Source organism: Corynebacterium sp., from assembly GCF_030152825.1.
GTDB lineage: Bacteria > Actinomycetota > Actinomycetes > Mycobacteriales > Mycobacteriaceae > Corynebacterium.
Window position 1 is genome coordinate 1 of sequence record NZ_JASLIP010000020.1, and the last position, 24354, is coordinate 24354.

Below are 24354 nucleotides of genomic sequence, written 5' to 3' on the forward strand. Positions count from 1 at the left end.
TCCGCCACCGCGCGGCGGGCCGCATCCAGATCCAGCGCGGGCTTCGCTGCAGCCTGCTGCGCGCTCTGCCCAGCACCAGCGCCAGCGCCAGCACCCTGACCAGCGTCGAAGGCCGCTCCCCCGCCCTCGCACGCGCCATTCAGCGAGCAGCTACCGCACGCATTCCCCGACGCACATTCCTCCGCCGTCGGCTCACAACCGCCAGCCGAGGCGTCGTCGTTGGAAGAAGAACCAGAGGAACAGCACCCCTCGGCGGCCCGCGCCTCCTCGGCCTCCTGACCACGCAGGTGCTCCAGGCGAGCCATCGTGGACGCCGCCATCGCAGAACCCATCCCGATCAGGAACAGCGCCCCCACGATCAACAGCGCGAAGACCAGCCACATCCAGCCACCGATCCCCGTCGTCAGCAGTGCTGCACCCAGCAGCGCCGCACCGGCGCCCATCCACGCCGGGCCCGCGATCTTGTGCGCCAAAACCCAGTTCTCGGGGGACTTCCGAACCTCCGGGATACGCAGGCCAACCACCCCGTTACCAGGCAGTTTCTCGATAAAACCGAGCAGCCCCACCGTCAGCACGGCGAGGGCGAGGATAACCAGCAGGATGGTGAGCACGATCATGCGGTTCAGTCTATTACCCCGTCTATTAGAATGACCAACCATGAACACCCCAGCTGACACGTCCGACCAGACCCCGTACCGCTACTCCCCCGCTCTCGCCGCGGATATCGAGCAGCGGTGGCAAAAGCACTGGGCCGAGCACGGCACCTTCAACGCCCCCAACCCCGTCGGCGACCTCGCCACCGACGGGCAGAAGCTGCCGGAAGACCGAGTCTTCGTGCAGGATATGTTCCCCTACCCCTCCGGCGCCGGGCTGCACGTCGGCCACCCGCTGGGCTACATTGCCACCGATGTCTACGCCCGCTTCCAGCGCATGACCGGCAAGAACGTGCTGCACACCCTCGGCTACGACGCTTTCGGCCTGCCCGCCGAGCAGTACGCCGTCCAGACCGGCACCCACCCGCGCACCACCACCATGGCGAATATCGAGAACATGGAGCGCCAGCTGGGTCGCCTGGGGCTGGGCCACGATAAGCGCCGCGCCGTCGCCACCACCGACCGCGAGTTCTACCGCTGGACCCAGTGGATCTTCCTCAAGATCTACAACTCCTGGTTCGACCCGGAGGCCGAGCCCGCGCCGGGCTACCCCGCCACGCTGAAGGGCCGCGCCCGCCCGATCTCTGAGCTCATCCCGAAGCTCGAGGCCGAGCACGCCGACTGGGCAGAGAAGACCGAGGCCGAGCGCCAGGAGATCATCGATGGCTACCGCCTGGTCTACCGCTCCAACTCCACCGTCAACTGGTGCCCGGGCCTGGGCACCGTGCTGGCGAACGAGGAGGTCACCGCCGAGGGCCGCTCCGAGCGCGGCAACTTCCCGGTCTTCCGCAAGAACCTGCAGCAGTGGATGATGCGCATCACCGCCTATTCCGACCGCCTGCTCGAGGACCTGGAGTTCCTGGACTGGCCGGAGAAGGTCAAGTCCATGCAGCGCAACTGGATCGGCCGTTCCCGCGGCGCGCAGCTCGCGTTCTCTTCCGCCGCAGGCCCGATCGAGGTCTTCACCACCCGCCCGGACACCCTCTTCGGGGCGACGTACATGGTGCTCGCTCCCGAGCACGAGCTCGTCGACACCCTCGTTTCCGCAGCTGAGGACGCCGCCGGCTCCCCGCAGGCCGCCTACGCAGGCGCCGATGAGCGCTGGACCTTCGGCAAGGGCAGCCCGTCCGAGGCCGTCGCCGCCTACCGCGCGTCCATCGCCGCGAAGTCCGACCTGGAGCGCCAGGAAAACAAGGAAAAGACCGGCGTGTTCACCGGCGCGTACGCCACCAACCCGGTGAACGGCGAGCAGGTGCCCGTCTTCATCGCCGACTACGTCCTCATGGGCTACGGCACCGGCGCCATCATGGCGGTCCCGGCCCACGACGAGCGCGACTTCGACTTCGCCACCGCCTCCGGCCTGCCGATCCGCGAGGTCGTCGCCGGCGGCGAGAAGGGCGAGGACGGCCAGCTCACCGCCGCCTACACCGAGGGCGGCAAGGCTGTGAACAGCGCAAACGCCGAGGGGCTCGACATCAACGGCCTCGCCCTGGCAGAGGCGAAGGCCACCACCACCGAGTGGCTCGAGGAGAAGGGCTACGGCCACGGCAAGGTGCAGTTCAAGCTGCGCGACTGGCTGTTCGCCCGCCAGCGCTACTGGGGCGAGCCCTTCCCCATCGTCTACGACGCCGACGGGGTCGCCCACCCACTGCCAGAGAGCATGCTCCCGGTGGAGTTGCCGGATGTCGAGGACTACAAGCCGGTCGCCTTTGACCCGGAAGACCAGGACACCGAGCCGCAGCCCCCGCTGGCCAAGGCCCGCGAGTGGATCGAGGTCGAGCTGGACCTCGGCGATGGCCGCGGCACCCAGACCTACTACCGCGACGCGAACGTCATGCCGCAGTGGGCGGGTTCCTCCTGGTACCAGCTGCGCTACATCGACCCGAATAACGATAACGCGCTGGTAGACATCGAAAATGAGCGCTACTGGGTCGGCCCGCGCGAGGGCAACCCGTCCGGTGGTGTGGACCTGTACGTCGGCGGCGTGGAGCACGCGGTGCTGCACCTGCTGTACTCCCGCTTCTGGCACAAGGTGCTCTTCGACCTGGGCGTGGTCAGCTCCTTCGAGCCCTACCACCGCCTGTTCAACCAGGGCTACATCCAGGCCTACGCCTACACCGACTCCCGCGGCGTCTACATGCCGGCCGCGGAGGTCGTGGAGCGCGACGGCGCATTCGTGCACATCAACCCAGAGACTGGCGAGGAAACTCCGGTCCAGCAGGAGTACGGAAAGATGGGCAAGTCCCTGAAGAACTCCGTCTCCCCGGACGAGATCTGCGATAACTACGGCGCAGACACCCTCCGTGTCTACGAGATGTCCATGGGACCGCTGGACACCTCCCGCCCGTGGGCGACGAAGGACGTCGTCGGTGCGCAGCGTTTCCTGCAGCGCGCCTGGCGCCTGGTCGTGGACGAGACGACCGGCAAGGCGGTCGTCGACGAGGACGTCAACACGCTGGCCTCGCTGCCGGATGAGGACCGCCGTGCGGTGAACCGCGCGCTGGCGGGAGTCCACGAGGACTACACCAACCTGCACAACAACACGGCCGTCGCGAAGCTGATCGAGCTGGTCAACTACCTGACGAAGCAGTACGGCGCGGCTGGTGCCGGTGGCGCGCAGGGTGCAGCGGCGGATGCCTCGGTGCCGCGCGCGGCGGCGGAGGCGCTGGCGCTGATGCTCGCCCCAGTGGCCCCGCACCTGGCCGAGGAGCTGTGGCAGGCGCTGGGCGGGGCTGTGGCCTCCGGCCTGCTGGCTGGCGGCGCAGGTCAGGGTTCCGGCCTGACCCAGGACGAGGCCTCCGTGGCCTTCGTGCCTTACCCGGCGTGGGAAGAGGACTGGCTGGTCGACGACCAGATCGAGATGCCCGTTCAGATCATGGGCAAGGTCCGCGCCCGCATCATGGTCGCCGCGGATGCCTCCCGCGAGGACCTGGAAGCCGCGGCGCTGGCCGACGAAACCGTGCAGGGCCACATCGGGGGCAAGACGGTACAGAAGGTCATCGTCGTGCCGGGCCGCATGATCAATATCGTCGCGAAGTAACGCGAAAGGCCACCCGGGAGGGGGCCGGGCGGCCTTGATCTGGGGGCTTGCGCTGGAGCTTTGCCCCTCGGGGCCCGTTGGGGATGTGGGGAGCGCTGGGTCTTAGGCGTTGAGGATCAGCATCGCGGCGCTGTTGACCGACCAGCCGATCGCCACTGGCATGATGAACCAGATCACCGCGATCCACGGGCGCCAGCGCTGGTGGCGCTTCCACTTGTAGTAGCAGATATACGCCGCGCCGAAGAGCCCGAAAAAGCACACGAGAGCTGGGGCGATGTGGAAGAATAGTCGGAAGCCCTCGGTGCACAGCCAGGCGGAAGAATCGGCGTCGCAATAAGGGCCGCCCACGATGCGGGAGATGATCGCCGTACCCAACGCGAGCACAGCGGCGATGCCCGGGACGGCGAAGAAGAAGATGATCGCCTGCTTCGTCGAGCGGTTATTGCGCTCCAACCGGGCGAGGGGATCGGCCTCATAATCGAGCTCGGTGAGCTTCGGGCGACCGGCGGTCTGCGGCGGGAGGTCCTCCGGCGGCAGCTCGGCGCGATTTTCCGGGTGTTCCGGGCCCAACGTACTCACGATTACCCTCTCCTTCAGTGAAAGTCCTGGTAGCTCCCAACCTTAAGAGATCCCGGCCACAAAGATAAACCCTGCTGCCAATACCGCGCCGGGCAGCATAACCCGGGCGGGGTAGTGGTGTGGGGCGCGGAAACAACTGGTCGCGTGCCACAGACTAGCTAGACCGTGGGCTAGACCGTGCTGAGGAACACCGGCACCGGCACGTGCCGCAGGATCTGGTTCGTGGATGGGCCGATGAACACGCGGTTGAAATCACCCAACACGCTGGAGCCCATGACCATCAGGTCGCCCTTTCGCCACTTGATCGCGCCGACGGCCTCCTCCCAGCTCGCGCCGATGCCGGTCTTCGTGGTGACCTCCAGCTCCGGGTGGCGGGAGAGCGCGCGCTTCCGGCCGCGCTCCAGCAGCTCCTTGGCCTGCACCTGCCAGGCCTCCGCCAACGGGGCTGCAGCACTGCCAGCCCCAGCACTGCCAGCACTCGCGGCATCCATCGCGTCGCCGAAGGCGACCTGCGTGGGGTCCAACGAGACCCCGGCGGGGGAGAAGGCCACCAGGCGCAGCGGCACGTCCCACCGCTGCGCGAGGTCCGAGGCGTGGCGCAGTGCCTGCCGGGATTGCTCGGTATCCACATAAGCGCAGTTCACGCGGGTGGGCCCCGCCTTCGAGAACGCCAGGTTCCGCGGCACGAGCATCAGTGGCAGCGGGGAGCAATGCAGCAGCGCATCCGCGGTGGAGCCCATCCGGTAGCGCCCGTCCGGCGAATCGGCCTGCGAGCCCAACAGAATCATATCCGCCCCGAATTCCTCGCCGGCCTCGATGAGGCGGCTGGTCTCGGAGTGGTCGCTGTAGACCATCGCCAGCTGCTCTTCGTCCAGCATCTTCTTGGGCACCCCAGCGGCCAGCAACGCGGTGCGTGCGGACTCGCCCGCGGCGGTCATTTCTGCTTTCAGCCACGTATTGAAGGCCTCCCGGGCCTCCGTAAAGGTGGTGGGGCTGGCCGACCCGGCGACCGGGGCGCCCAGCGCCTCGGCCGCGCCCATCCCGGTGCCTGGCGTGCCGTGGCTGCGGCTGGTGTCCGGGTTGGTGGGGTAGAGATCCAAGCTCGCGGTGGGGTAGAGGTCCGCCTGATCCGGCGACGCGGCGGGGACGTCCGTCTGTGGCCAGGTCTGCGAGATCACCGTCGCGGTGCGCACGACCAGTGGGTTCTCCTGCGAGATCCAGGCGACAGTACGCGCCAGGTCCTCGCCCACGCTTCCGGCGTGCGGTGGCCACGCCACCAGCACGCGCAGCGCACGGTTCACGCGCGGCGCGCTCACCGGCTTGGCAAGCGTCGGCGGGCGGAAGGCCTTCTTAGCGGTGCGGGACTTCTTCGTTTTCTTCGGTGCCACAGCGTTGAGCTCCCCGTCCCAATCAGTGGTTGGCGCTACTTCGCGGGATCGGCTGGGTTAGCGGGCTCCTCATCCTCAGAGTACCGCTCCAGGATGGTGTCGATGACCGGAATGAAATCGTCGACGGTCTGCAGATCCTGCTCGCTGAGGTTCTCCAGCATGCTGGCGAGCTGGATGCTGCGAGCCCCCTCCTGGTCGTGCAGCTCCTCCCGCCCCTTGTCGGTGAGCTGAACGCGCACGCCGCGACGGTCGCTGACGTCCCGAACGCGGTGGACCAGCCCCATCGTCTCGAGCTGGTTGACGGCGTTGGAAGCCGTCGGCATGCGGATGGATTCCATCGCAGCGATCTGAGAAATGCGCATGGGGCCCTCGCTGTCCAGGATCATCATGATCGACAGCTGGGCCTGCGAGATGTTCGACTGCTCCGTCTTACGGAAGTACAGCAGGTAGAGGCGCGTGAGGCTCGGGCGAAGATCCCGGGCGATGTCCATTTTTGAACGTGGCATATTGTCCAATCTACCTGAGTGTTGTCCGTGCAAAACTATCGAGTACCAGATAGTCCCTTATCACGGGAAACATTACCCCCGGGGGGCTTGTGCAGCATCCCGGGGGTAGCGGTTCGTGAAGCCGACTGTGCGGAAGCCCCAGCCGAGAAGCTGGGGCGGTTTAGGCGATCCCGCCGGAGATGAACTCCTCCAGCTGGGTGCGCGCCACATCGTCCGGCAGCTGCGTCGGAGGGGACTTCATCAGGTAGCTGGACGCCGCCTCAACCGGGCCGGAAACGCCGCGGTCCAGGGCGATCTTCGCGGCGCGAACAGCATCGATGATGATGCCCGCGGAGTTCGGGGAGTCCCACACCTCGAGCTTGTACTCCAGGTTCAACGGCACCTCGCCGAAGGCGGAGCCCTCCAGGCGCACGTAGGCCCACTTCCGGTCGTCCAGCCAGCCCACATAGTCCGACGGCCCGATGTGCACGTTCTTGTCGTGCACCTTGCCCGCCAGCGGGGAGGTCTTCAGGTTGGACGTCACCGCCTGCGTCTTGGAGATCTTCTTCGACTCCAGGCGCTCGCGCTCCAGCATGTTCTTGAAGTCCATGTTGCCGCCGACGTTCAGCTGCATCGTGCGGTCCAGGCGCACGCCTCGCTCCTCGAAGAGGTGGGCGAGCACGCGGTGGGTGATCGTCGCGCCGACCTGGGACTTGATGTCATCGCCGATGATTGGCAGGCCCGCGTCGCGGAACTTCTGCGCCCACTCCGGGTCGGAGGCGATGAACACCGGCAGGGCGTTGACGAAGGCGCAGCCAGCGTCGATGGCGCACTGCGCGTAGAAGCGGTCCGCTTCCTCCGAGCCGACCGGCAGGTAGCTGACGACGACGTCCGCCTCCGCCTTCTTCAGCTCAGCGACGACGTCCACCGGCTCCACCGAGGACTCCTCGATCGACTCCTGGTAGTAACGGCCCAGGCCGTCGTAGGTGGGTCCGCGCTTGACCTCGACGCCGAGGTGCGGGATGTCTGCGATCTTGATCGTCTGGTTCTGGCCGGAGTACAGCGCCTCGGAGACGTCCTTGCCGACCTTGTCCGCGTCGACGTCGAAACCGGCGACGACCTTGACGTCCGCGACGTGGTATTCGCCGAAAACGGTGTGCATTAGGCCCGGGATCTCAGCATCCGGGGCGGCGTCCTTATAAAACTCAAGGCCCTCAACCAGGGAGGTGGCGCAGTTGCCGAGGCCGACGATCGCGATATTGACCGTGCGGCCCTCGGCCGCTGCGGGGGAAGTCGAATTATTGCTCATAGCTAAACAACTTAAGGTCGCTGACCTCGGCACTTGGGACGCTTACAGCGGTTGACCGATCAAGAGCCGCCGGTAAACCGATTAAGTGCCGGCCCGGGGTGGCGTCCTAAAAGGTAGGGGAGGGGGACCCAGGAAAGCGGGACAGGCCGGGAAAAAACGGGCCGCGCGGATGGGGAGGCAGTAAACTTCTGTGACGAAAGTGGCGCGCGAAAGGTGCAAAGCACGGGGGCGACCGCGTAAAGTAATGAAAATCGACTGCCCTTTTCAATGAGGAGACATAGCTCGTTGAGTAAGAACACTCAGCCGCCGCACCGCAAGAACAACGCCGCGAAGCCAGGCCCGAACAAGAACGGGTCCGGCTCAGGGCGCTCTGTCCGCAGCGGCAACTACGTCGCGCGGGCACGCAAGAAGAACCACTGGCGCGATAGCGAATTCCGCAAGAAAGTCCTGGTGGGATTCACCGCGCTCATCGCGGTCGCCGTCATCGTGCCCGTCGTGGCCTTCTTCACCGCCTACTCCGTGACCAAGGTCCCGGAGCCAGAGGAGCTGGTCAACAACCAGGTTTCCTACATCATGGCCTCCGACAACAAGACGGAGCTCGCGCGCATCATCCCGCCCGAGGGCAACCGCACCAACGTGGACGTCTCCGAGATCCCGGAGCACGTCCGCGAGGCCGTCCTCGCCGCGGAGGACCGGGACTTCTACGACAACCCCGGCTTCTCCCTGACCGGCTTCGGCCGCGCCGCGCTCGGCCAGCTCACCGGTAACGCCAGCGCTGGCGGTGGCTCCACCATCACGCAGCAGTACGTGAAGAACGCCATGGTCGGCGATGAGCTCAGCATCACCCGTAAGGTCAAGGAGCTGGTGATCTCCTCCAAGATGGCCCGCGAGTGGTCCAAGGACGAGATCCTTGGCGCCTACCTCAACACCATCTACTTCGGGCGCAACGCCTACGGCATCAACTCCGCCGCGCACGCCTACTTCAACAAGGACGTCAAGGACCTCACCGTCGAGGAAGCCGCGGTGCTCGCCGCGTCCATCCAGTCCCCGAGCGTGCTCGACCCGTGGACCAACCGCGAGCGCGCGGAATCCCGCTGGAACTACGTGCTCGACGGCATGCTCGGCATGGACTCGATCACCCAGGAGCAGCGCGACAACGCGGAGTACCCGAAGGCCCAGGACCCGGCCAAGGCAGGGCAGGTGCACCAGGCTAAGGGCACCAACGGGCTGATCAAGCAGGCAGTCATCCGCGAGCTTGAGGAAGCCGGTATCAACGAAAACCAGGTCAACACCGGCGGCCTGAAGATCACCACCACGATCGACCCGAAGGTCCAGGAGTCGGTCGTCGACGAGGTTCACCAGCAGTTCGAGGGCGCGATGGAGGGCATCCGCGGCGCGGTCGTCTCCATCGACCCGAAGACCGGCGGGGTGCGCGGCTACTACGGCGGCGACGACCCGGTCGGCTGGGACTACGCCAACGCGCCGATGCAGACCGGCTCCACGTTCAAGATCTTCGGCCTCGCCGCCTACCTGGACCAGGGTGGGTCGATCTACGACAACTTCGACTCCTCCCCGGTGACCACCGGCCAGACCGAGGTCACGAACGTCGGCGGCGAATCCTGTGGCACCTGCTCCATCGCGCAGGCGCTGAAGATGTCCCTGAATACCTCCTTCATCCGCCTGACCCGTTCCCTCGACGGGGGCGCGCAGGCCGTGGCCGACATGGCCCACCGCCTGGGCGTGGCCGAGGAGCTGCCGGGCTACGGCAAGACCCTGCAGGAAGACGGCGGCACGCCGTACGAGGGCATCGTCCTGGGCCAGTACCAGTCCCGTCCGATGGACATGGCCGCCGGCCTGGCGACCCTCTCCAACGAGGGTGTCTTCCACCGCCCGCACTTCGTGGAGAAGGTGGAGAACTCCAACGGTGAGGTCCTGCTCGACAACACCAAGCCGGAGGGTGACCAGGTGATCGACAAGGAGATCGCCAACGCCGTCATCGAGGCGATGGGCCCGATCGCGGGCTACTCCAACGGCAACGACCTGGCCAACGGCCGCCCGTCTGCAGCGAAGACTGGTACCGCCCAGCTCGGCGATACCGGCCAAAACAAGGACGCCTGGATGATCGGTTCCACCCCGCAGTTGGCCACCGCTGTGTGGCTCGGCACCGTGGACAACCGTCCGCTGGTCGACCAGTGGGGCGGGACCATGTACGGCTCCGGTATGCCGGCCACCATCTGGAAGAACGTGATGGACCGCTCCCTGGTCGACGACCCGATCGAGAACTGGGGCTCCGGCGGCGAGGCCGCGGCCGGTGTTCCGGACTCCGGCAGCTACGTCGAGCCGGAGAACCCGCAGCCTGAGCAGCCGCAGGAACAGGAGCAGCCAGAGCAGGAAGCCCCGGCTCCGCAGCCGGAGCCGGCCACGCCTCCGCGCCAGGGTGGCGGGAATACCGGTGGGGGCGCCCCGCCGGCCCCGGATCTCGGCCAGATCATCGACGACCTCCTGGGCTAAATGGCCAACCGTGACCGCCACGCGGTGGCGCCCCGGTGGAACCCGCAGCTAGCGATCCTCGCGACTGCGGGTTTCTTCCTCATTCTCGGCTGGCTGCAGAAGGCCCCGTGCCTGCGCGGCAATGTCAATGCCGAGGGCCAGGCCCACCTGGACTGGTCAGGTCGCCCCCAGTACACCGCGGCCTGCTACTCGGACCAGATCCCGCTGTTCGGCGGCCGCGGCCTGGATACCCTGACCGTCCCGTATTTCCAGTCCATCACCACCGATGGGGTGGAGCGGTGGATGGAGTACCCGGTGCTCTCCGGGTTTTATCAATTCCTCGCCGCGGCACTCGCCCGGCCGGTGCACGCTGCCTGGGATTCCCTGGGCCTGCCGCCGGTTCCCGCCTCGGTGGTCTTCTTCGCCGTCTCCTCCATTGGTCTGGCCCTGTGCTGGCTGATCGGGGTGGCGCTGCTGACCCGCCTGACGGGGGCGCGCACCTGGGACGCGATGCTCATGGCTGCCTCCCCGCTGGTCATCGTCCACGCCTTCACGAACTTCGACCTGCTCTCCATCGTCTTCGCGGTGGGTTGCCTGGCCGCCTGGGCGAATCACAAGCCCCTGCTCGCGGGCGTGCTCGGCGGGCTTGGGGTGGCCGCGAAGCTCTGGCCCGCCTTCATCCTGGGGGCGCTGCTGTTGCTGTGCCTGAAGACCCGCGCGTGGCGCGAGCTGGGCCGCATGCTGGGTGGCGCGATCGGCAGCTGGGCGCTGCTCAACGCCCCGGTGATGATCGCCGCGCCCCGCGGCTGGGGTGAGTTCTTCCGCCTGAACTCCGTTCGTGGCTACGAGGGCTCGACCATCTACGCGGTCATTGCCCACATCACCGGCAAGGAGGCCTGGGACGGTGGCTCGCCCTCCAAGGCCATCGAGGGCGTGGAGACGCTCAACTACATCACCACCGGGCTGCTGCTCGTCGCCCTGGTCGCCCTGGGCTGGTTCGTCGTCTTCTATTTGAGGACGACGCCCCGGGTCGCGCAGGTCGCCTTCCTTGCGGTGCTCGCCTTCCTGCTGACGAACAAGGTGTGGAGCCCGCAGTACTCCATCTGGCTGGTGCCGCTGATCGCCTTGGCACTGCCCTGCTGGCGGCTGTACTTCATCTGGGCCACCATCGAGGCCGGCTACTGGTACCTGCGGATGTGGCAATTCCTCCCCGCCGAGGAGGCGGCACCGAATTGGCTGGTCGACAGCGTGACGGTGCTGCGCCTGGGCCTGCTGATCGCGATGGCGGTGATCGTCATCCGTGACATGCTGCAGACCGACGGGCGCCTGACCGCGCCGGGCAGGCAGGGCGACCTGGTGCGCGCCGCGCATTCGGGAGCAGACCCGCTGGCGGGTATCCTGGCGGCTAAGGAGCCGGGCGCGAGGCGGTTGACGTCGGAAAAAGAAATTGGCGCAACCACGGCAAAGAAGCAGCCCGCTGGGAAGAACCACAGCGAGGCAGCGCCCGCAACGGACTAAGGGAGAGTTAGAGCGGCAATGTCGATGTCCTTGTACCTGGGGATGGGCAGCATCCTCATCGGATTCATCTTCTTCGGCACGGCGTTCTACAGCTTCCACGCGCAGAAGCCCAAAAACGTCATCATCCTGCTGTTTTCCATCGCGATCGTTTTCATGACGATCATCCCGGTCACCTTGGCCGTGGGCTGGGCATCGATCAATAAATAACCAGGCCCTGGGAAGGCCGGACGGGGGAGCGCGGGGAGCAACGGGGGCTGTGGTCGCGGATTTTCCATTTCCGCAGGCAGCGGGGTACACTGGCCAGGTTGCTGACGCAACGACCCTCCTGCCATGCCCAAATAAGCATGGCCGAAACACTAGACCACAGGAGGTGATGAGGTCCGTGCGTCAATACGAAGTCATGATCATCGTCGATCCTTCCCAGGATGAGCGCACCGTAGCCCCATCGTTGGACAAGTACCTGAACATTGTCCGCGAGGAAAAGGGCTCGGTCGACAAGGTTGATGTCTGGGGCAAGCGCCGCTTTGAGTACCCGATCCAGAAGAAGGAAGAGGGCGTCTACATCGTTCTCGACCTGACCTGCGAGTCGGACACTGTGCGCGAGCTCGACCGCGTGCTCAACCTCAACGACAACGTCCTGCGCACCAAGGTGCTCCGCAAGGACAAGTAAGAAATCAGCTTCACCCATGCAGCACGGGGCGCAGGCGATTAACCTGGCCTTAACTGCATAACCCCAGCTGAAAGGAACTATCAATGGCACCGGGAGATACCCCAATTACCCTGGTCGGCAACATAGTTGCTGATCCGGAGCTGCGCTACACCCAGTCGGGTGCCGCAGTCGCCAGCTTCCGAGTCGCATCCACCCCGCGGCGCTACGACGCGCAGGCAGGCCAGTGGGTCGACGGCGAGGCACTGTTCCTCACCTGCAACATCTGGCGCCAGGCCGCGGAGAACGTTGCCAACTCGCTGAACAAGGGCGACCGTGTGGTTGTCACTGGTCGGCTGCGTCAGCGGAGCTTCGAGACCCGCGAGGGCGAGAAGCGCACCGTCTTCGAGGTGGAGGCCGACGAGGTCGGCCCGTCCCTGAAGTACGCGACCGCGCAGGTACAGCGCAACCCCCGTGGTGGCGGGCAGTCCTTTGGTGGAAACCAGGGCGGCGGCTCCAACTTCGGTCAGGGTGGCCAGGGCGGCTTTGGTGGAAACCAGGGTGGCCAGGGCGGATTCAACCAGGGCTCCGGCTCTGGGCAGAGCATGGGTGGCCAGCAGAACCAGGGTGGCTTCGGTGGGCAGAATGCCTCCAATGCCGATGACCCGTGGAACTCTGCACCTCAAACTGATTTCGGTGTCGGCGACGAAGAGCCGCCATTCTGAACCAATTGATGAGCGCTGGTGACCGGCAGACCGGCCGCCAGAAGCAATAATCACTGTTCACGTCAACACTCCATGCACAACGAAAGGGTTGGATCATGAAGCTGATCCTCACCACCGCCGTTGACAAGCTCGGTGTCCCCGGCGACATCGTTGAAGTCAAGGCTGGTTACGGACGTAACTACCTGCTGCCACGCGGCTACGCCATCGTTGCGACCCGCGGCGCAGAGAAGCAGATCAAGGACATCCAGCGTGCCAAGGCTGATCGCGTTATCCGCGACCAGGAGCACGCATCGGCGGTCAAGGCAGAGCTCGAGGCGCTGTCCGCTGTTCAGGTGCCGGTGCGCACCGCACAGGGCGGCAAGCTGTTCGGCTCCGTGACCTCCGCAGACGTCGTCGCAGCTGTTGAACGCGCAGGCGGTCCGAAGCTGGACAAGCACGCCATCAAGCTGCCAAAGAACAGCATCAAGAACACGGGCAAGTACGCCGTGGATGTGAAGCTAGTTTCCGGCATGACCGCGAACCTCGAGTTCGCAGTGGTCGACGCCGATAAGTAATCGCAGAAGCAGCCTGGCGCCCAGCGCCGAGGCGGGTGGCAGGTGCCGCGCCGTCTGAACGCTGTGCGCTTAAGCCCTCGCTGACCTTCGCCGGCCTAGACAACCGGTTTTACGGCGGGTCCGGCCTTCCATGCCTCTGGCTTAGACACCCAGGGGTCGGGTTGGAACCGCCCATGCACGATGGCGTTGGGACAGGCTCATTTTTCACCGCGTTTTGGCTGGTGTGCAGGCCGCCGCACAGGCGAGCGGCGCTGCTGCGATGAACGCCGGAACGCAAACATAGACAACAGCAAGCACGAGGCCCCCGGCCGGGAATGATCCCGCCGGGGGCTTGGTGTATTCAGGGGCATTGCGCGGTGTGGGCAAGGATGTGGATAACTGCCCGCGAAGGCCTAAAGAATTTGTAATTTCGGGGGGTATAGCGGTGGGTGAGGGTTGTGGGGGACACGCCATATTGAGCTGCACTTATAGGTATTTTCGAGAGTTATCCACAGGGGGGTCTGTTTTTCGAAGACTAATGAAAAAGCTCTCTACCTGCGCAAATAGCCAGGTATAATAGTTATGGACAGGCTGATCCACAGTTCATCCACAAGCTGACCTGGGGCTTGTGGATTTGTCCACACATCATCCACACGCCATACACAGAACTATCCACAACAGCCTGTGGATAACTCCTTCGGGGGCACGCTGAATCGGCCCAGAATCGGTCATCTGAAGAACAAGAATTAGAATGCACTGGGCTGCCGAATCGGGTTTGTCCGCAGCGCTGGCTAGGGTGATAACCGAGCCTGATTAAGCACGCGGAGGCACGATGGAGAGCAATATGGGTGGAATGTCTTTCGACGATGGCGCAGAACTCCTGCCGCCACCACCGGAGGAGGACCACGCCCCGCACCCGGATAGCGGTGGGGGTGCGTGGAGCTCCGCCGCGCCTGCCCGCAATAACTTCGGATCCGGCCAGCGCCGATCCGGGCGTTCGGGTGGACGTCGTGAAGAATTCCAGGACCTGGGCCGCGAGATGCCACAGAACGTCGCGGCGGAGCAGGGCGTGCTCGGCGGCATGCTGATGAACAAGGACGCCATCAGCGAGGTCGTCGAGGTCCTCGTCATGGACGACTTCTACCGTCCCGCCCACCAGACGATCTTCGACGTCATCGTCCGCCTCTATGGCGAGGGCAAGGAGGTCGACCCGGTCATCGTCGCCGGGCGCCTGGACCGGGATGGCAAGCTCGAGCAGATCGGCGGCGCGCCGTACCTGCAGTCCATCATGTCCAAGACCCCGACCAGTGCGAACGTGGGTTACTACGCCAACCTGGTCAAGGAGAAGGCCACGCTGCGCCGCCTCGTGACCGCAGGTACCCGCATCGTGCAGCTGGGCTACTCCGGCATCGAGGGTGCCGAGGTGGAGTCCGTGGTGGACAACGCCCAGCAGGAGATGTTCGCGCTGACGAACTCCGCGACCAGTGAGGACTACGAGGTCTTCGAGCGCCTGCTGGACCCGACCCTGGATGAGATCGACGAGCTGGAGTCCCAGGGCGGCACCGCCAAGGGAATCGCCACCGGCTTCCAGGATCTGGACGACCTCACCAATGGCCTGCACGGCGGGCAGATGATCATCGTCGCGGCTCGCCCTGGTGTGGGTAAGTCCACCCTGGCGCTGGACTTCATGCGTTCGGCCTCCATCCGCCAGAACAAGGCCTCCGTGCTTTTCAGCCTGGAGATGAGTAAGTCCGAAGTCATGATGCGCATCCTCTCCGCCGAGGCGGAGGTGCACCTCTCCGCGATGCGTGGCGGCAAGATGGAGGAGGACGACTGGGAGCGGCTGACCCGCCGCATCGGGGAGATCGACAAGTCCCCGATCTTCATCGATGATTCCCCGAATCTCACGATGATGGAGATCCGCGCGAAGGCGCGCCGCCTGAAGCAGCAGCACGATATCGCGCTGATCGTGGTGGACTACCTGCAGCTCATGAGCTCGGGCAAGAAGGTCGAGTCCCGTCAGCAGGAGGTCTCCGAGTTCTCCCGCCAGCTGAAGCTGCTGGCCAAGGAGGTGGACGTCCCGGTCGTGGCGATCTCCCAGCTGAACCGTGGTGTGGAGAGCCGTGGCGACGACGCCCTGCCGCGCATCTCCGACCTGCGTGAGTCCGGCTCGCTGGAGCAGGACGCCGACATGGTCATGCTGATCAACCGCCCGGATAGCGCAAACCGCGATCACGAGCGCGCCGGCGAGGCGGACATCATCCTCGCGAAGCACCGTGGTGGCCCGATCGGCACCGTGGTGGTGGCCCACCAGCTGCAGTACTCGAAGTTCTCCGAGTACCGCGCGGGCTAGTTCTTCTTAGTTCTTAGTTCCGCGCCTTGCCGCGCCCGCGCTTGGTGGCCAGGGCTGCGGCGATGCGCTCCTCCTGGTCCGCGACCTGCGGCTCGATGTGGGCGAGCACGTCCCGGAAGGCGGCGAGCTGCTCTGCGCTCAGCCCGTCGAACATCATGTGGCGTACGGCCTCGACGTGTCCGGGTGCTGCGGCGGTGATGGCCTCCAGCCCCTGCTCCTCGAGGATCACGAAGGCGCCGCGGCCGTCGTTATCGCAGGACTCGCGGCGGACAAGCCCGCGCTTGGCCATGCGGGTGATTTGGTGGGACAGGCGCGAGCGCTCCCACTTGATGGCCTCGGCGAGCGCCACGACGCGCTGCCGGTGATCCGGCGATTCGGACAGGTAGACCAATACCTCGTAGTCGGCCAGCGAAATGGTGCTGTCGAGCTGCAGTTCGCGGCTGAGCGCATTGGTGATGCGGGCGCCGAGGTCCAGCCATTGGCGCCAGACCTGCTGTTCCTCGTCGGTCAGCCAGCGCACGTCCTGCGCTGGGTTCTGGTGTGCCTGCTGGGTGTCGGGCTGTGCCGTGCCGTCCTTCGGATTGTGCTTCGCTCCCAGGGCCGCCGGTGTTTCCGCGCCGTCCCAGGGCGTCAGCTGTGAACTATTCCTGGTCATGATGCATTCATTTAAACATATTTCTAAGTGGTTGACGTGTCACGTACATGGGTCTATGGTTGAGATCAACGCCAGGTCGGAGCCTGGCGTCCTCAAAAAATCACCACGGCGGAACAACGCAGCCGCCGCAAGGAAAGGCAGCACAACATGACCAAGTCCGTGAACGACTACGCAGGTACCTACAACATCGACGCATCCCACTCCGAGATCGGCTTCACCGCCCGCCACGCGATGGTGACCAAGGTTCGCGGTAACTTCGGCGAGTTCACCGGCTCCGCTAGCACCAAGGAGAACCTCGAGGACGCGGCGATCAACGTCGAGATCGACGTCGCCTCCATCGACACCGGCAACGCCGACCGCGATGGTCACCTGCGCACCTCCGACTTCTTCGAGGTGGATAAGTTCCCGAAGATCACCTTTACCTCCACCGCAGTCGAGGCCAACGGCGAGGACGGCCTGAAGGTCACCGGCGACCTGACCATCAAGGACGTCACCAAGTCCGTCATCATCGACTTCGACTTCAACGGCGAGGTCATCGACCCGTGGGGCATGTCCCGCATCGGCTTCGAGGGCTCAACCACCATCAACCGCAAGGACTTCGGCCTGACCTGGCAGACCGCTCTCGACGGCGGCGGTGTCCTGGTCTCCGAGAAGATCACCCTGAGCTTCGACGTCTCCGCGGTCAAGGAGGCCTAAGCGCCCAGGCGGTGGTAGCCGCCGCCTCTTTGCCTGAGACTCGCCCCGCCAGCCTGTGCCCTCTCGCGGCACAGCGGTTCACTGCAGCGCAGTGAGCTGTACAGCTGGCCGTGGGGCGAGTTTTCGCGTTTCTGGGGTGGCGGTACGCTGAACAGCGTGATTGGCGCTCTGCTCGTGTTCACCGGCGGCCTGCTCGGCACCCTGGCCCGCTGGTTGCTCACCGATGCGCTCAGCGGCGGGGGTGGATTGGCCGGGCAGTGGGGCCTGCTGGTCGCGAATGTGCTCGGCGCGGGGCTGCTGGGTTTTGTCGGCGCGCTTTTTCAGGATCCTGGTGCGACCACCGAGCCTGACCTCCCCACACTGCCCGGCTGCTTCTTCGCGGGGCGTGAGAAACTCCTGCTCGGCACCGGTTTCTGCGGGGCGTTCACCAGTTACTCTGCTCTCGCGGGCGCGGTCGCTTTTATTAACGACGACGCCGGCGCCATTGCCGTCCTCGGCTACTTCGCGGCCACGATCGTGCTGGGCGTGTGCGCGGCTGCGGCCGGCATCGCTGCCGGCCGTGCCGCCAGCCAGCGCGGGGGTGCGCCTTCCCAGTCCGCCGAGCAGGGTGCGGGCCAGCGGCCCGGCGGGCAGCCGGACCAGGGCGACCTCGGGGGTGACGCGTGATGGCGAGCTATGGCGCAGGCGCGGTGATTTTCATGGCCATCGCCGGTGGGCTGGGCGCGCTCGCCCGCTGGGGTGCGGACACCTGGCTGAAACGCTACGTGCCCCCGCTGGCGAGCCTGGCGGTGATCAATACCCTCGGCAGCCTCCTGCTCGGCCTGCTTATGGGCGCAACGGCCGGTGCAGGGGAGGGGCCTGATGCGCTCGGCGAGCTCTCGCTGGGGCGGATCTCGGTGAGCGGAGCCGCGGCGGTTCTGGTGCTGGGGACCGGCTTCCTGGGCGGCTTCACCACCTTCTCTACCGTGGCGGTCGGCCTGGTCACGGATCTCCTCGCACCGCCTGAGGCTGCCGATCCTGCTGCGTCACCGCGCTCCACGCTCCGCCGCTACGCCGTGGCCGCTCTGGTAGCCGTGGGCATGCTCGGGGTGGCCTGCGCGACCTGGGGGCTAGGTTTCGCCCTGACGTCGTCATAACAAGAAGACACCGCGTCCCGGGGGCGGAAACGGGGAAGGGGAAGGGTGACCCGCGGGCGTGTCTGCCCGGGGGCGTAGGGTTATGAGGCATGGATCACAGCGACGCGAACACTGCAGGTACGGGGGAGCGACCGGTGGCGATCTCCATCTCGGGGGTAGCCGTGACCCGCAATGGCAAGGACCTCATCTCCGGGATTGATCTTAAGGTTCCCGCGGGCACGCACTGGTCGATCCTCGGACCCAACGGGGCGGGGAAGACGACCATGCTCAAGCTGATGGGGGCGCAGTCCTTCCCCACGACCGGGACGGTCGAGATCCTCGGCGAGCAGATGGGGAAGGTCAACACACTGGATCTGCGCAAACGCATCGGTCACGTGGACCCGCGGAAGAACCTGGGGGACATCACGGCCTATGAGGCGGTGCTTTCCGGGGCGTCCGGGTCGAATGGCTACGTGCAGCGCTTCGACTACACCGAGGAGATGAAGCAGCGCACCAGCGAGTTGTTGGATCTGGTGGGAATGGGCAACCGCACCGATCGGCGCTGGCCGCAGATGAGCCAGGGGGAGCGGGCGCGCACGCTGATCGCCCGGGCCCTGGTGACGCAGCCGGAGTTGCTGCTCTTGGACGAGCCCTCGACGGGGCTGGATCTGCCGGGGCGGGAGACGCTGCTGCACGTCGTGGACCGGCTGCGCGAGGCCCGGCCGGAGGTGGCGACGGTGCTGATCACGCACCACGTGGAGGAGATCGCGGCGTCCACCACGGACGTGCTGCTGATGAAGGACGGGCGCATCCTCTCCAGCGGGCCGGTCGACGAGGCGCTGACTGCCGAGAAGCTCGGGGAGCTCTACGACATGGACGTCGAGCTGCACCGGGTGGGCGGCCGCTGGTTCGCCTTCCAGGGCTAGCGGGCTGCCCTGGGGGTGGCGTGGACTGAGGGCTAGGCCCGCTGGTTGGCGGTGAGGGGGTTCGCCTGCGGTGGGCCGCGCCTACTTCTTGGCGGTGACCCAGATCTTGATCTCCGCGTAGGTGGATTCCACGCCGGCGGAATCTTCGAAGTGGATCTTCACCGGGACTTCCTGGCCACCGGACTCGCGAGTGATGGTGGAGAAGTCCGGCAGCTCGGCGGTCGCGGTGGCGGTCAGCCGGCCCGTGGTCTTCTTCAGATACTTCGCTTCCATGCCCATCGGCAGCCAGCGGTGGGTGTTCGGCACGGAGGCCTCGGCGAGCATGCCCATCGCGACCTCAGCGAGGTTGCAGGCAGCAATGGCGTGGAAGGTGCCGATGTGGTTTTGAACCAGCCACCACTTCGGCGCGGTGACCTGGCAGTAACCCGGGCGCAGATCCTTGACATACGGCAGCACGGTGAGGAAGTACGGGGCCTTGAAGGCAGCGAATACGGAGAACAGGCGGTTGCCGGCCGGCTTCTTGGCCAGCTTCTTCCAGGCCTTATAGGTGGCAGACGGGGCTGCTTCAGCGAAAGATGCGTTCGGAATGCTCATAAAAAACAAAGTAACTCATGTTTTGTGTGCTGACCCTGGAATAAAGCAAACTGCACCCAACGTTGCACGGGGCAGAAGGAAACGATATAAATTCGCCGCGCCGGGCGGACACCCCGAGCGGACACAACGTAATCAGCGAAAGGGATAACACATGGCTACGAAGGAAATCACTGGCGAGAACTTCCAGGAGGCCGTCGGCAAGGAGGGCATCGTCCTGCTGGACTTCTGGGCAGAGTGGTGCGGCCCATGCAAGCGCTTCGGCCCGATCTTCGAGGCCACCTCCGAGGAACACCCGGAGGTCACCTTCGGCAAGGTGGACACCGAGGCTAACCAGGAGCTCGCCGCAGCCCTGCAGATCCAGTCCATCCCGACGATCATGATGTTCCGCGACGGTGTCCTGCTGGCCCGCGAGGCCGGCATGCTGCCGAAGGAGGCCCTCAACGACCTCATCTCCCAGGCTGAGAAGCTGGACATGGACGAGGTCCGCAAGCAGGTCCAGGAGCAGCAGGCTGAGGCTCAGCAGGAGGGCTAAGCGCCCGCCTTTCCGCACTGAGGCCCGCGCTGCGACGCGGGTCTTGCGCGGTCATGGGGAGCCATTCGTGTCTACTCTGGGGCGCACGACCTACTAGAGGAGCGATACTTATGGCTAACCCATTTTCCAAGGGCTGGAAGTACCTGATGGCGTCCTTCGACACGAAGATCGAGGAGAACGCCGACCCCAAGGTGCAGATCCGTCAGGCCGAGGAGGCCGCCCGCCAGCAGCACGCGAAGATCACCGAGCACGCAGCGAGCGTTATCGGCAACCGCAACCAGCTGGAGATGAAGCTCAACCGCCTCCAGAAGGACGCGACCGATCTGCAGGAAAAGACCCGCGTCGCACTCCAGCAGGCCGATCAGGCCCAGTCGGAGGGCGACGCCAACCGCGCCACGGAGCTGAACCAGACTGCGGAACTCTTCGCCTCGAATCTCGTCACCGTCGAGCAGCAGCTGGAAGAGACCAAGGAGCTGCACGCGGCGGCGTCCCGAAGCGCGGAGGAAGCACAGCGTCAGCAGCAGGAGTCCGAAACCCGCCTGCAGGATCAGCTGAACCAGATTAATCAGCTGCGCGCGCAGGCCGATCAGGCGAAGATGCAGGAGACCGCGAATAAGTCGATGGCCTCCATGAACGATGCCGCCCTCGCCCCGGACGAGGCCGTCCCAACCCTGGACAAGGTGAGGGATAAGATCGAATCCCGTTACGCGAACGCGTTGGGCGCCCAGGAGCTCGTCGAGGGCTCGGTGCAGGACCGCATGACTGAGATCGCCGAAGCCGGTCGCGACGTCAAGGCCAGCTCCCGCCTCGCGGAGATCCGCGCTGACATGGAGAAAAATAAAGAACTCGAACAATAGGAGAAAGCCATTAGCACCGGCGCCGAAAACAGCGGTACACACACCGCCGACACACCCGCACCCAACGCGAAGCTCCTGATCGGCGTGCTTGTCGCCGCGGCCTTCGTGGTCATCCTCAACGAGACCACTCTTTCGGTCGCGTTGCCGGTGCTGATGGGCTACTTCGAGATCACTGCGGATGTCGCGCAGTGGCTGGTCACCAGCTTCATGCTGACCATGGCCGTGGTCATCCCGATGACCGGCTACATCATGCAGCGTTTCAGCCTGCGGCAGGTCTACGCCGCGGCGATGCTGCTCTTCCTCGCAGGCACGGTGCTCGCCGTTGTGGCGCCGGTGTTCCCGGTGCTGCTAGCCGCCCGCATCATTCAGGCTTCCGGCACCGCGCTGGTGATTCCGCTGCTCATGACGACGATCATGCGGCTGGTTCCACTGGAACGCCGCGGCGGGGTTTTCGGCCTGGTTTCTGTGGTCATCGCGGTGGCCCCGGCGCTGGGCCCGACGTTTTCTGGTCTGGTGCTGCACTCCTTGGGCTGGCGCTGGATCTTCATCCTGATGCTGCCGCTGGTGGTGCTCGCCCTGGTGGTGGGTCTGCTGCTGGTCCGTAACTTCGAGGAGCCGACCCGCCCGTACCTGGATGTGCCTTCGGTGTTGCTCTCTGCGGTGGGTTTCGCGGCCACGATCTACGGCATGTCTGGTCTGTCTGACCTGGCGCACGGGATTCCGGTGGGCCGCGTCGCGGTGATGCTCGTTGGCATTGTGGTACTCGCCGTCTTTTTCGCGCGTCAGCGGTCGTTGGCGCGCGAGGCCCGCGCTGGGAAGGCGGCTGCTGCGGATGAGCGGGGTGCGCACAAGCGCGTGCGCGAACCTTTGCTGGATCTGGCCCCGCTAGGGGAGCGGAACTACCGCCTCTCCTTGGCACTGATGTTGCTGACGTTCAGCATGCTCTTCGGCTTCATCATTCTGATGCCGATGTTCGCCCAGCAGGTGATGGGGCTCTCGGAGAGCCAGTCGGGCCTGGCGATCCTGCCCGGTGGTTTGGCGATGGGCGTGATGGGGCCGTTCGTCGGCCGGGTCTACGACGCCCGGGGTACGCGCGTTCTGACTATCCCGGGATCCATCCTGATGAGCGCTGCGATGCTGGGCCTGGTGGCGCTGGGCCGGGACTCCTCTTTCTGGGCGCTGACCGGGGTCGCGGTGGTGCTACACATCGGTATCGCGTTGCTGATGACCCCGCTGATGAGTAATGCGCTGGCCGCGGTGCCGGATGCCCTAGCCTCCCACGGGCAGGCGATCCTCAATACTTTCCAGCAGGTGGCTGCTGCCGGTGGCACCGCGATCTTCATCGCGATCATGACTTTCGGTACCCAGCGCGCTATGAATGGCAACCCGGGTGATGAGGTCGGTGGCCTGGCTTCCGGCCTGAACTTGGCCTTCCTGGTGGGTGCGGTGATCTCGGTGGTGATTGTGCTGTTCACCGTGTTCGTTCCGCTGGATGCGAAGACGCCGATGAAGGCGAAGAAGTCGCAGAACGAGAAGTAGGTGGGGGCCGCGAAGTAGGGGGCCACGTAGCTCACGCGGCGAAGGGGGCTGCCGGTCCGCGCAGGGTACGCGGGGTCGGGGACTGTCGGCTCAAGTAGCCCAAGTCGCGCCGTGGCTTGGGGCAAAGCAAAAGCCGGGTGCTGCGCGGAGAGTTCCGCGCCGAGCACCCGGCTTGAGTTTTTGGCTAGCCGTTGTGGCTTAGTCCTTGTGCTGCTGCGCAGCGGCAGCGGCCTGCTTGGCGTCCATGTTGGCCTTGTGGTTGCCCAGGGCCTTCGTGCCACCGTTGGATTTCGACCGGTCGATGCCGAACTTGCGGCCCCAGTAGAACAGGCCGGTGGCGATGGCGAAGATGAACAGCGCCGTCATGACACCCAAGACTGGGAGTGGTCCGACCGCAATGATGAACGGGATGGACACGGCAGTGATGATGCCGCCACCGAAGAATGGCTCGAAGACCAGCTGCTTATAGCCGAAGGACTCGAAGGCAGGGGACTCTGCCTCCGGGTCGACGATGCGCATGAGGATCAGGCCGGTTGCGGTGACACCCATGGACTGGCCGAAGTCGCCAACACCACGCTCGAGCCAGTACTCCGGGATGGAGCGCGGCACCAGCCACAGCAGCAGGAAGACGTTCAGCAGGATGCCGCCGACACACAGGATCAGGAATGCCCAGAAGTTATCGGCGATAGCCTGCAGGGAGATCGTCGCCAGGGCGGAGGTGATCAGCAGGTCCAGGGCCAGGCCCTGGATACGCAGCATCATGTTCTGGTCGATGAGGTGCTCGTAGCCCAGCATATTCAGACCCAGCTGGACGACGATGCCGCCGACCATGGCCATTGGGAACAGCGGAACGTAGCTCAGCAGCTCGATCTTGTCGATCCACAGCATCTGCTCGATCCACTGCAGGGCCTTCAGCAGGATGACACCCACGCCGATTGCCACGGCAAGGAAAGCCACGTGGAGGGAAAGCGGCTCGACGGAGGACGGGCGCGTCGTCATCTTCGCGGCCATGTACTGCTCGTCACGGCGGAACAGACCGCGCTGCTCCTCGAGGGAGCGGTCCTTGACCTCGGTGATGACCTCGGTGCGTCCGGTGCGGATGGCCCAGTTGATGACGGCCACGCCGATGACGATGCCGGAAAGCAGACCAACGGTGGCGACGGCGACGGCGAGGTCGTAGCCCTCAGCCCACTCGATATCCTCGAACACGGACTGCATACCAGCGGCGGTGCCGTGACCACCCTCGAAGCCGATCTCGATGAGCGCGCCGGCGGCCTCGTTGATGCCGAACAGCGGGGCGAGCAGGAAGGTCACCAGCGCGATACCCACGACGTACTGGCCGGAGGCAAAGGCCACACCCACGGAGAGCTGCGGGCCGGCGAGCTCCACGACTTCCTTCGGCTTCGGCAGCTTCTGGCCGAGGAATAAAGTACCGAAGACCACGGAAATCAGCAGACCGGGGAGGGTCTTCCACACGGCGAGGGTCTCGGCGCCGAAGATGCCGCCCTCGGCGAAGCGGTCCGTGCCCAGTGCCGAAGCGATGGAGCCAAAGACCTCAGGGCCGAGGAAGAGTGCGAGGAAGCCCGCGAGGATGGAGGCAGGGAGGAACAGCTTTTGGGTCCAGCCCCAATTGATTCGCATGGTCTTGCCCAGCAAGACCATCACGCCTAGCAGCACGAGCGCTAGGCCGACTTGATTGGGTGTCAATGTTCCTCCTTGGG

The 24354-nt window shown here is 65.3% G+C and carries 23 protein-coding genes; 15 read left to right on the plus strand and 8 right to left on the minus strand.

The features are described from left to right. Positions 1-617: SdpI family protein (locus Q1V78_RS02700; RefSeq protein ID WP_300611356.1), on the minus strand; the 617-nt coding region annotated here is incomplete at its 3' end. 40 nt (positions 618-657) lie between these two features. Here Q1V78_RS02700 and Q1V78_RS02705 point away from each other — a divergent pair. Next, positions 658-3693 (plus strand): leucine--tRNA ligase, encoded by a 3036-nt coding sequence (locus Q1V78_RS02705; RefSeq protein WP_300611358.1) that lies wholly within the window; start codon positions 658-660, stop codon positions 3691-3693. 102 nt (positions 3694-3795) lie between these two features. On the opposite strand, the gene Q1V78_RS02710 is transcribed toward Q1V78_RS02705, so the two are convergent. The 4 genes from Q1V78_RS02710 to Q1V78_RS02725 all read right to left on the minus strand — a co-directional run bounded on the left by Q1V78_RS02710 (position 3796) and on the right by Q1V78_RS02725 (position 7454). Then, complete coding sequence (locus Q1V78_RS02710) at positions 3796-4272, minus strand: hypothetical protein (RefSeq protein ID WP_300611360.1); 477 nt, start codon at positions 4270-4272, stop codon at positions 3796-3798. Between the two features lie 170 nt (positions 4273-4442). Beyond that, a complete protein-coding gene (locus Q1V78_RS02715) occupies positions 4443-5660 on the minus strand; it encodes a universal stress protein (protein WP_300611362.1) in 1218 nt (405 codons plus the stop codon). A gap of 35 nt (positions 5661-5695) precedes the next feature. Further along, positions 5696-6166: a MarR family winged helix-turn-helix transcriptional regulator gene (locus Q1V78_RS02720; RefSeq protein ID WP_300611364.1), complete on the minus strand. Its 471-nt coding sequence runs from the start codon at positions 6164-6166 to the stop codon at positions 5696-5698. Positions 6167-6326: 160 nt separating this feature from the next. Then, positions 6327-7454 carry an inositol-3-phosphate synthase gene (locus Q1V78_RS02725; protein WP_300611366.1) on the minus strand — a complete coding sequence of 376 codons (1128 nt, stop codon included), beginning with the start codon at positions 7452-7454 and terminating at the stop codon, positions 6327-6329. Between the two features lie 267 nt (positions 7455-7721). Between Q1V78_RS02725 and Q1V78_RS02730 the strand changes: the two genes are divergently transcribed. The 7 genes from Q1V78_RS02730 to dnaB all read left to right on the plus strand — a co-directional run bounded on the left by Q1V78_RS02730 (position 7722) and on the right by dnaB (position 15719). Continuing rightward, on the plus strand, positions 7722-9965 hold the full coding sequence (locus tag Q1V78_RS02730) for a transglycosylase domain-containing protein (RefSeq protein WP_300611368.1): 2244 nt from the start codon (positions 7722-7724) through the stop codon (positions 9963-9965). Beyond that, on the plus strand, positions 9966-11462 hold the full coding sequence (locus Q1V78_RS02735; RefSeq protein WP_300611370.1) for a glycosyltransferase 87 family protein: 1497 nt from the start codon (positions 9966-9968) through the stop codon (positions 11460-11462). It abuts the gene before it with no gap. Positions 11463-11480: 18 nt separating this feature from the next. Continuing rightward, entirely contained in the window at positions 11481-11669 is a 189-nt protein-coding gene (locus tag Q1V78_RS02740; RefSeq protein ID WP_012361212.1) for a hypothetical protein, read from the plus strand. Between the two features lie 175 nt (positions 11670-11844). Beyond that, a complete protein-coding gene (rpsF, locus tag Q1V78_RS02745; RefSeq protein WP_012361211.1) occupies positions 11845-12132 on the plus strand; it encodes a 30S ribosomal protein S6 in 288 nt (95 codons plus the stop codon). 83 nt (positions 12133-12215) lie between these two features. Further along, a complete protein-coding gene (locus tag Q1V78_RS02750; RefSeq protein WP_012361210.1) occupies positions 12216-12833 on the plus strand; it encodes a single-stranded DNA-binding protein in 618 nt (205 codons plus the stop codon). Positions 12834-12928: 95 nt separating this feature from the next. Continuing rightward, entirely contained in the window at positions 12929-13387 is a 459-nt protein-coding gene (gene rplI / locus Q1V78_RS02755) for a 50S ribosomal protein L9 (RefSeq protein WP_300611376.1), read from the plus strand. An 811-nt stretch (positions 13388-14198) separates the two neighbouring features. Then, positions 14199-15719, plus strand: a complete 1521-nt coding sequence (dnaB, locus tag Q1V78_RS02760) for a replicative DNA helicase (RefSeq protein WP_070761720.1) — start codon at positions 14199-14201, stop codon at positions 15717-15719. Positions 15720-15732: 13 nt separating this feature from the next. Here the strand turns inward: dnaB and Q1V78_RS02765 are convergent, their stop codons facing one another. After that, positions 15733-16374: a MarR family transcriptional regulator gene (locus tag Q1V78_RS02765; protein WP_300611379.1), complete on the minus strand. Its 642-nt coding sequence runs from the start codon at positions 16372-16374 to the stop codon at positions 15733-15735. Between the two features lie 147 nt (positions 16375-16521). Between Q1V78_RS02765 and Q1V78_RS02770 the strand changes: the two genes are divergently transcribed. The 4 genes from Q1V78_RS02770 (at position 16522) to Q1V78_RS02785 (ending at position 19111) form a co-directional block, all read left to right on the plus strand. Next, the gene (locus tag Q1V78_RS02770) at positions 16522-17070 is read left to right on the plus strand and encodes a YceI family protein (protein WP_300611381.1); all 549 of its coding nucleotides are present in this window, start codon (positions 16522-16524) and stop codon (positions 17068-17070) included. A 156-nt stretch (positions 17071-17226) separates the two neighbouring features. Continuing rightward, positions 17227-17736 (plus strand): CrcB family protein, encoded by a 510-nt coding sequence (locus Q1V78_RS02775; protein WP_300611384.1) that lies wholly within the window; start codon positions 17227-17229, stop codon positions 17734-17736. Further along, a complete protein-coding gene (locus tag Q1V78_RS02780) occupies positions 17736-18206 on the plus strand; it encodes a CrcB family protein (RefSeq protein WP_300611387.1) in 471 nt (156 codons plus the stop codon). The genes Q1V78_RS02775 and Q1V78_RS02780 overlap by 1 nt, the downstream gene beginning before the upstream one ends. 89 nt (positions 18207-18295) lie before the next feature. Next, on the plus strand, positions 18296-19111 hold the full coding sequence (locus Q1V78_RS02785) for an ABC transporter ATP-binding protein (RefSeq protein WP_300611389.1): 816 nt from the start codon (positions 18296-18298) through the stop codon (positions 19109-19111). Between the two features lie 81 nt (positions 19112-19192). Here the strand turns inward: Q1V78_RS02785 and Q1V78_RS02790 are convergent, their stop codons facing one another. After that, a complete protein-coding gene (locus Q1V78_RS02790) occupies positions 19193-19705 on the minus strand; it encodes a hotdog fold domain-containing protein (protein WP_300611392.1) in 513 nt (170 codons plus the stop codon). A 151-nt stretch (positions 19706-19856) separates the two neighbouring features. On the opposite strand from Q1V78_RS02790, the gene trxA reads away from it, so the two are divergent. The 3 genes from trxA (at position 19857) to Q1V78_RS02805 (ending at position 22633) form a co-directional block, all read left to right on the plus strand. Then, the gene (trxA, locus tag Q1V78_RS02795; RefSeq protein WP_300611394.1) at positions 19857-20237 is read left to right on the plus strand and encodes a thioredoxin; all 381 of its coding nucleotides are present in this window, start codon (positions 19857-19859) and stop codon (positions 20235-20237) included. A gap of 110 nt (positions 20238-20347) precedes the next feature. Beyond that, complete coding sequence (locus Q1V78_RS02800; RefSeq protein ID WP_300611396.1) at positions 20348-21094, plus strand: PspA/IM30 family protein; 747 nt, start codon at positions 20348-20350, stop codon at positions 21092-21094. Positions 21095-21178: 84 nt separating this feature from the next. Next, the gene (locus tag Q1V78_RS02805) at positions 21179-22633 is read left to right on the plus strand and encodes an MFS transporter (RefSeq protein ID WP_300611398.1); all 1455 of its coding nucleotides are present in this window, start codon (positions 21179-21181) and stop codon (positions 22631-22633) included. A gap of 198 nt (positions 22634-22831) precedes the next feature. Here Q1V78_RS02805 and Q1V78_RS02810 read toward each other — a convergent pair whose 3' ends face one another. Then, the gene (locus tag Q1V78_RS02810) at positions 22832-24340 is read right to left on the minus strand and encodes a sodium/glutamate symporter (RefSeq protein ID WP_367279541.1); all 1509 of its coding nucleotides are present in this window, start codon (positions 24338-24340) and stop codon (positions 22832-22834) included. Positions 24341-24354: the final 14 nt, after the last annotated feature.

Coding starts and splice junctions, on each gene's coding strand:
- Q1V78_RS02740 (WP_012361212.1), top strand. CDS start 11,481: ATGTCGATGTCCTTGTACCTGGGGATGGGCAGCATCCTCATCGGATTC.
- Q1V78_RS02725 (WP_300611366.1), bottom strand. CDS start 7,454: ATGAGCAATAATTCGACTTCCCCCGCAGCGGCCGAGGGCCGCACGGTC.
- dnaB (WP_070761720.1), top strand. CDS start 14,199: ATGGAGAGCAATATGGGTGGAATGTCTTTCGACGATGGCGCAGAACTC.
- Q1V78_RS02800 (WP_300611396.1), top strand. CDS start 20,348: ATGGCTAACCCATTTTCCAAGGGCTGGAAGTACCTGATGGCGTCCTTC.
- Q1V78_RS02735 (WP_300611370.1), top strand. CDS start 9,966: ATGGCCAACCGTGACCGCCACGCGGTGGCGCCCCGGTGGAACCCGCAG.
- trxA (WP_300611394.1), top strand. CDS start 19,857: ATGGCTACGAAGGAAATCACTGGCGAGAACTTCCAGGAGGCCGTCGGC.
- Q1V78_RS02720 (WP_300611364.1), bottom strand. CDS start 6,166: ATGCCACGTTCAAAAATGGACATCGCCCGGGATCTTCGCCCGAGCCTC.
- Q1V78_RS02750 (WP_012361210.1), top strand. CDS start 12,216: ATGGCACCGGGAGATACCCCAATTACCCTGGTCGGCAACATAGTTGCT.
- Q1V78_RS02730 (WP_300611368.1), top strand. CDS start 7,722: ATGAGGAGACATAGCTCGTTGAGTAAGAACACTCAGCCGCCGCACCGC.
- Q1V78_RS02790 (WP_300611392.1), bottom strand. CDS start 19,705: ATGAGCATTCCGAACGCATCTTTCGCTGAAGCAGCCCCGTCTGCCACC.
- Q1V78_RS02780 (WP_300611387.1), top strand. CDS start 17,736: ATGGCGAGCTATGGCGCAGGCGCGGTGATTTTCATGGCCATCGCCGGT.
- Q1V78_RS02765 (WP_300611379.1), bottom strand. CDS start 16,374: ATGACCAGGAATAGTTCACAGCTGACGCCCTGGGACGGCGCGGAAACA.
- Q1V78_RS02705 (WP_300611358.1), top strand. CDS start 658: ATGAACACCCCAGCTGACACGTCCGACCAGACCCCGTACCGCTACTCC.
- Q1V78_RS02770 (WP_300611381.1), top strand. CDS start 16,522: ATGACCAAGTCCGTGAACGACTACGCAGGTACCTACAACATCGACGCA.
- Q1V78_RS02785 (WP_300611389.1), top strand. CDS start 18,296: ATGGATCACAGCGACGCGAACACTGCAGGTACGGGGGAGCGACCGGTG.
- rplI (WP_300611376.1), top strand. CDS start 12,929: ATGAAGCTGATCCTCACCACCGCCGTTGACAAGCTCGGTGTCCCCGGC.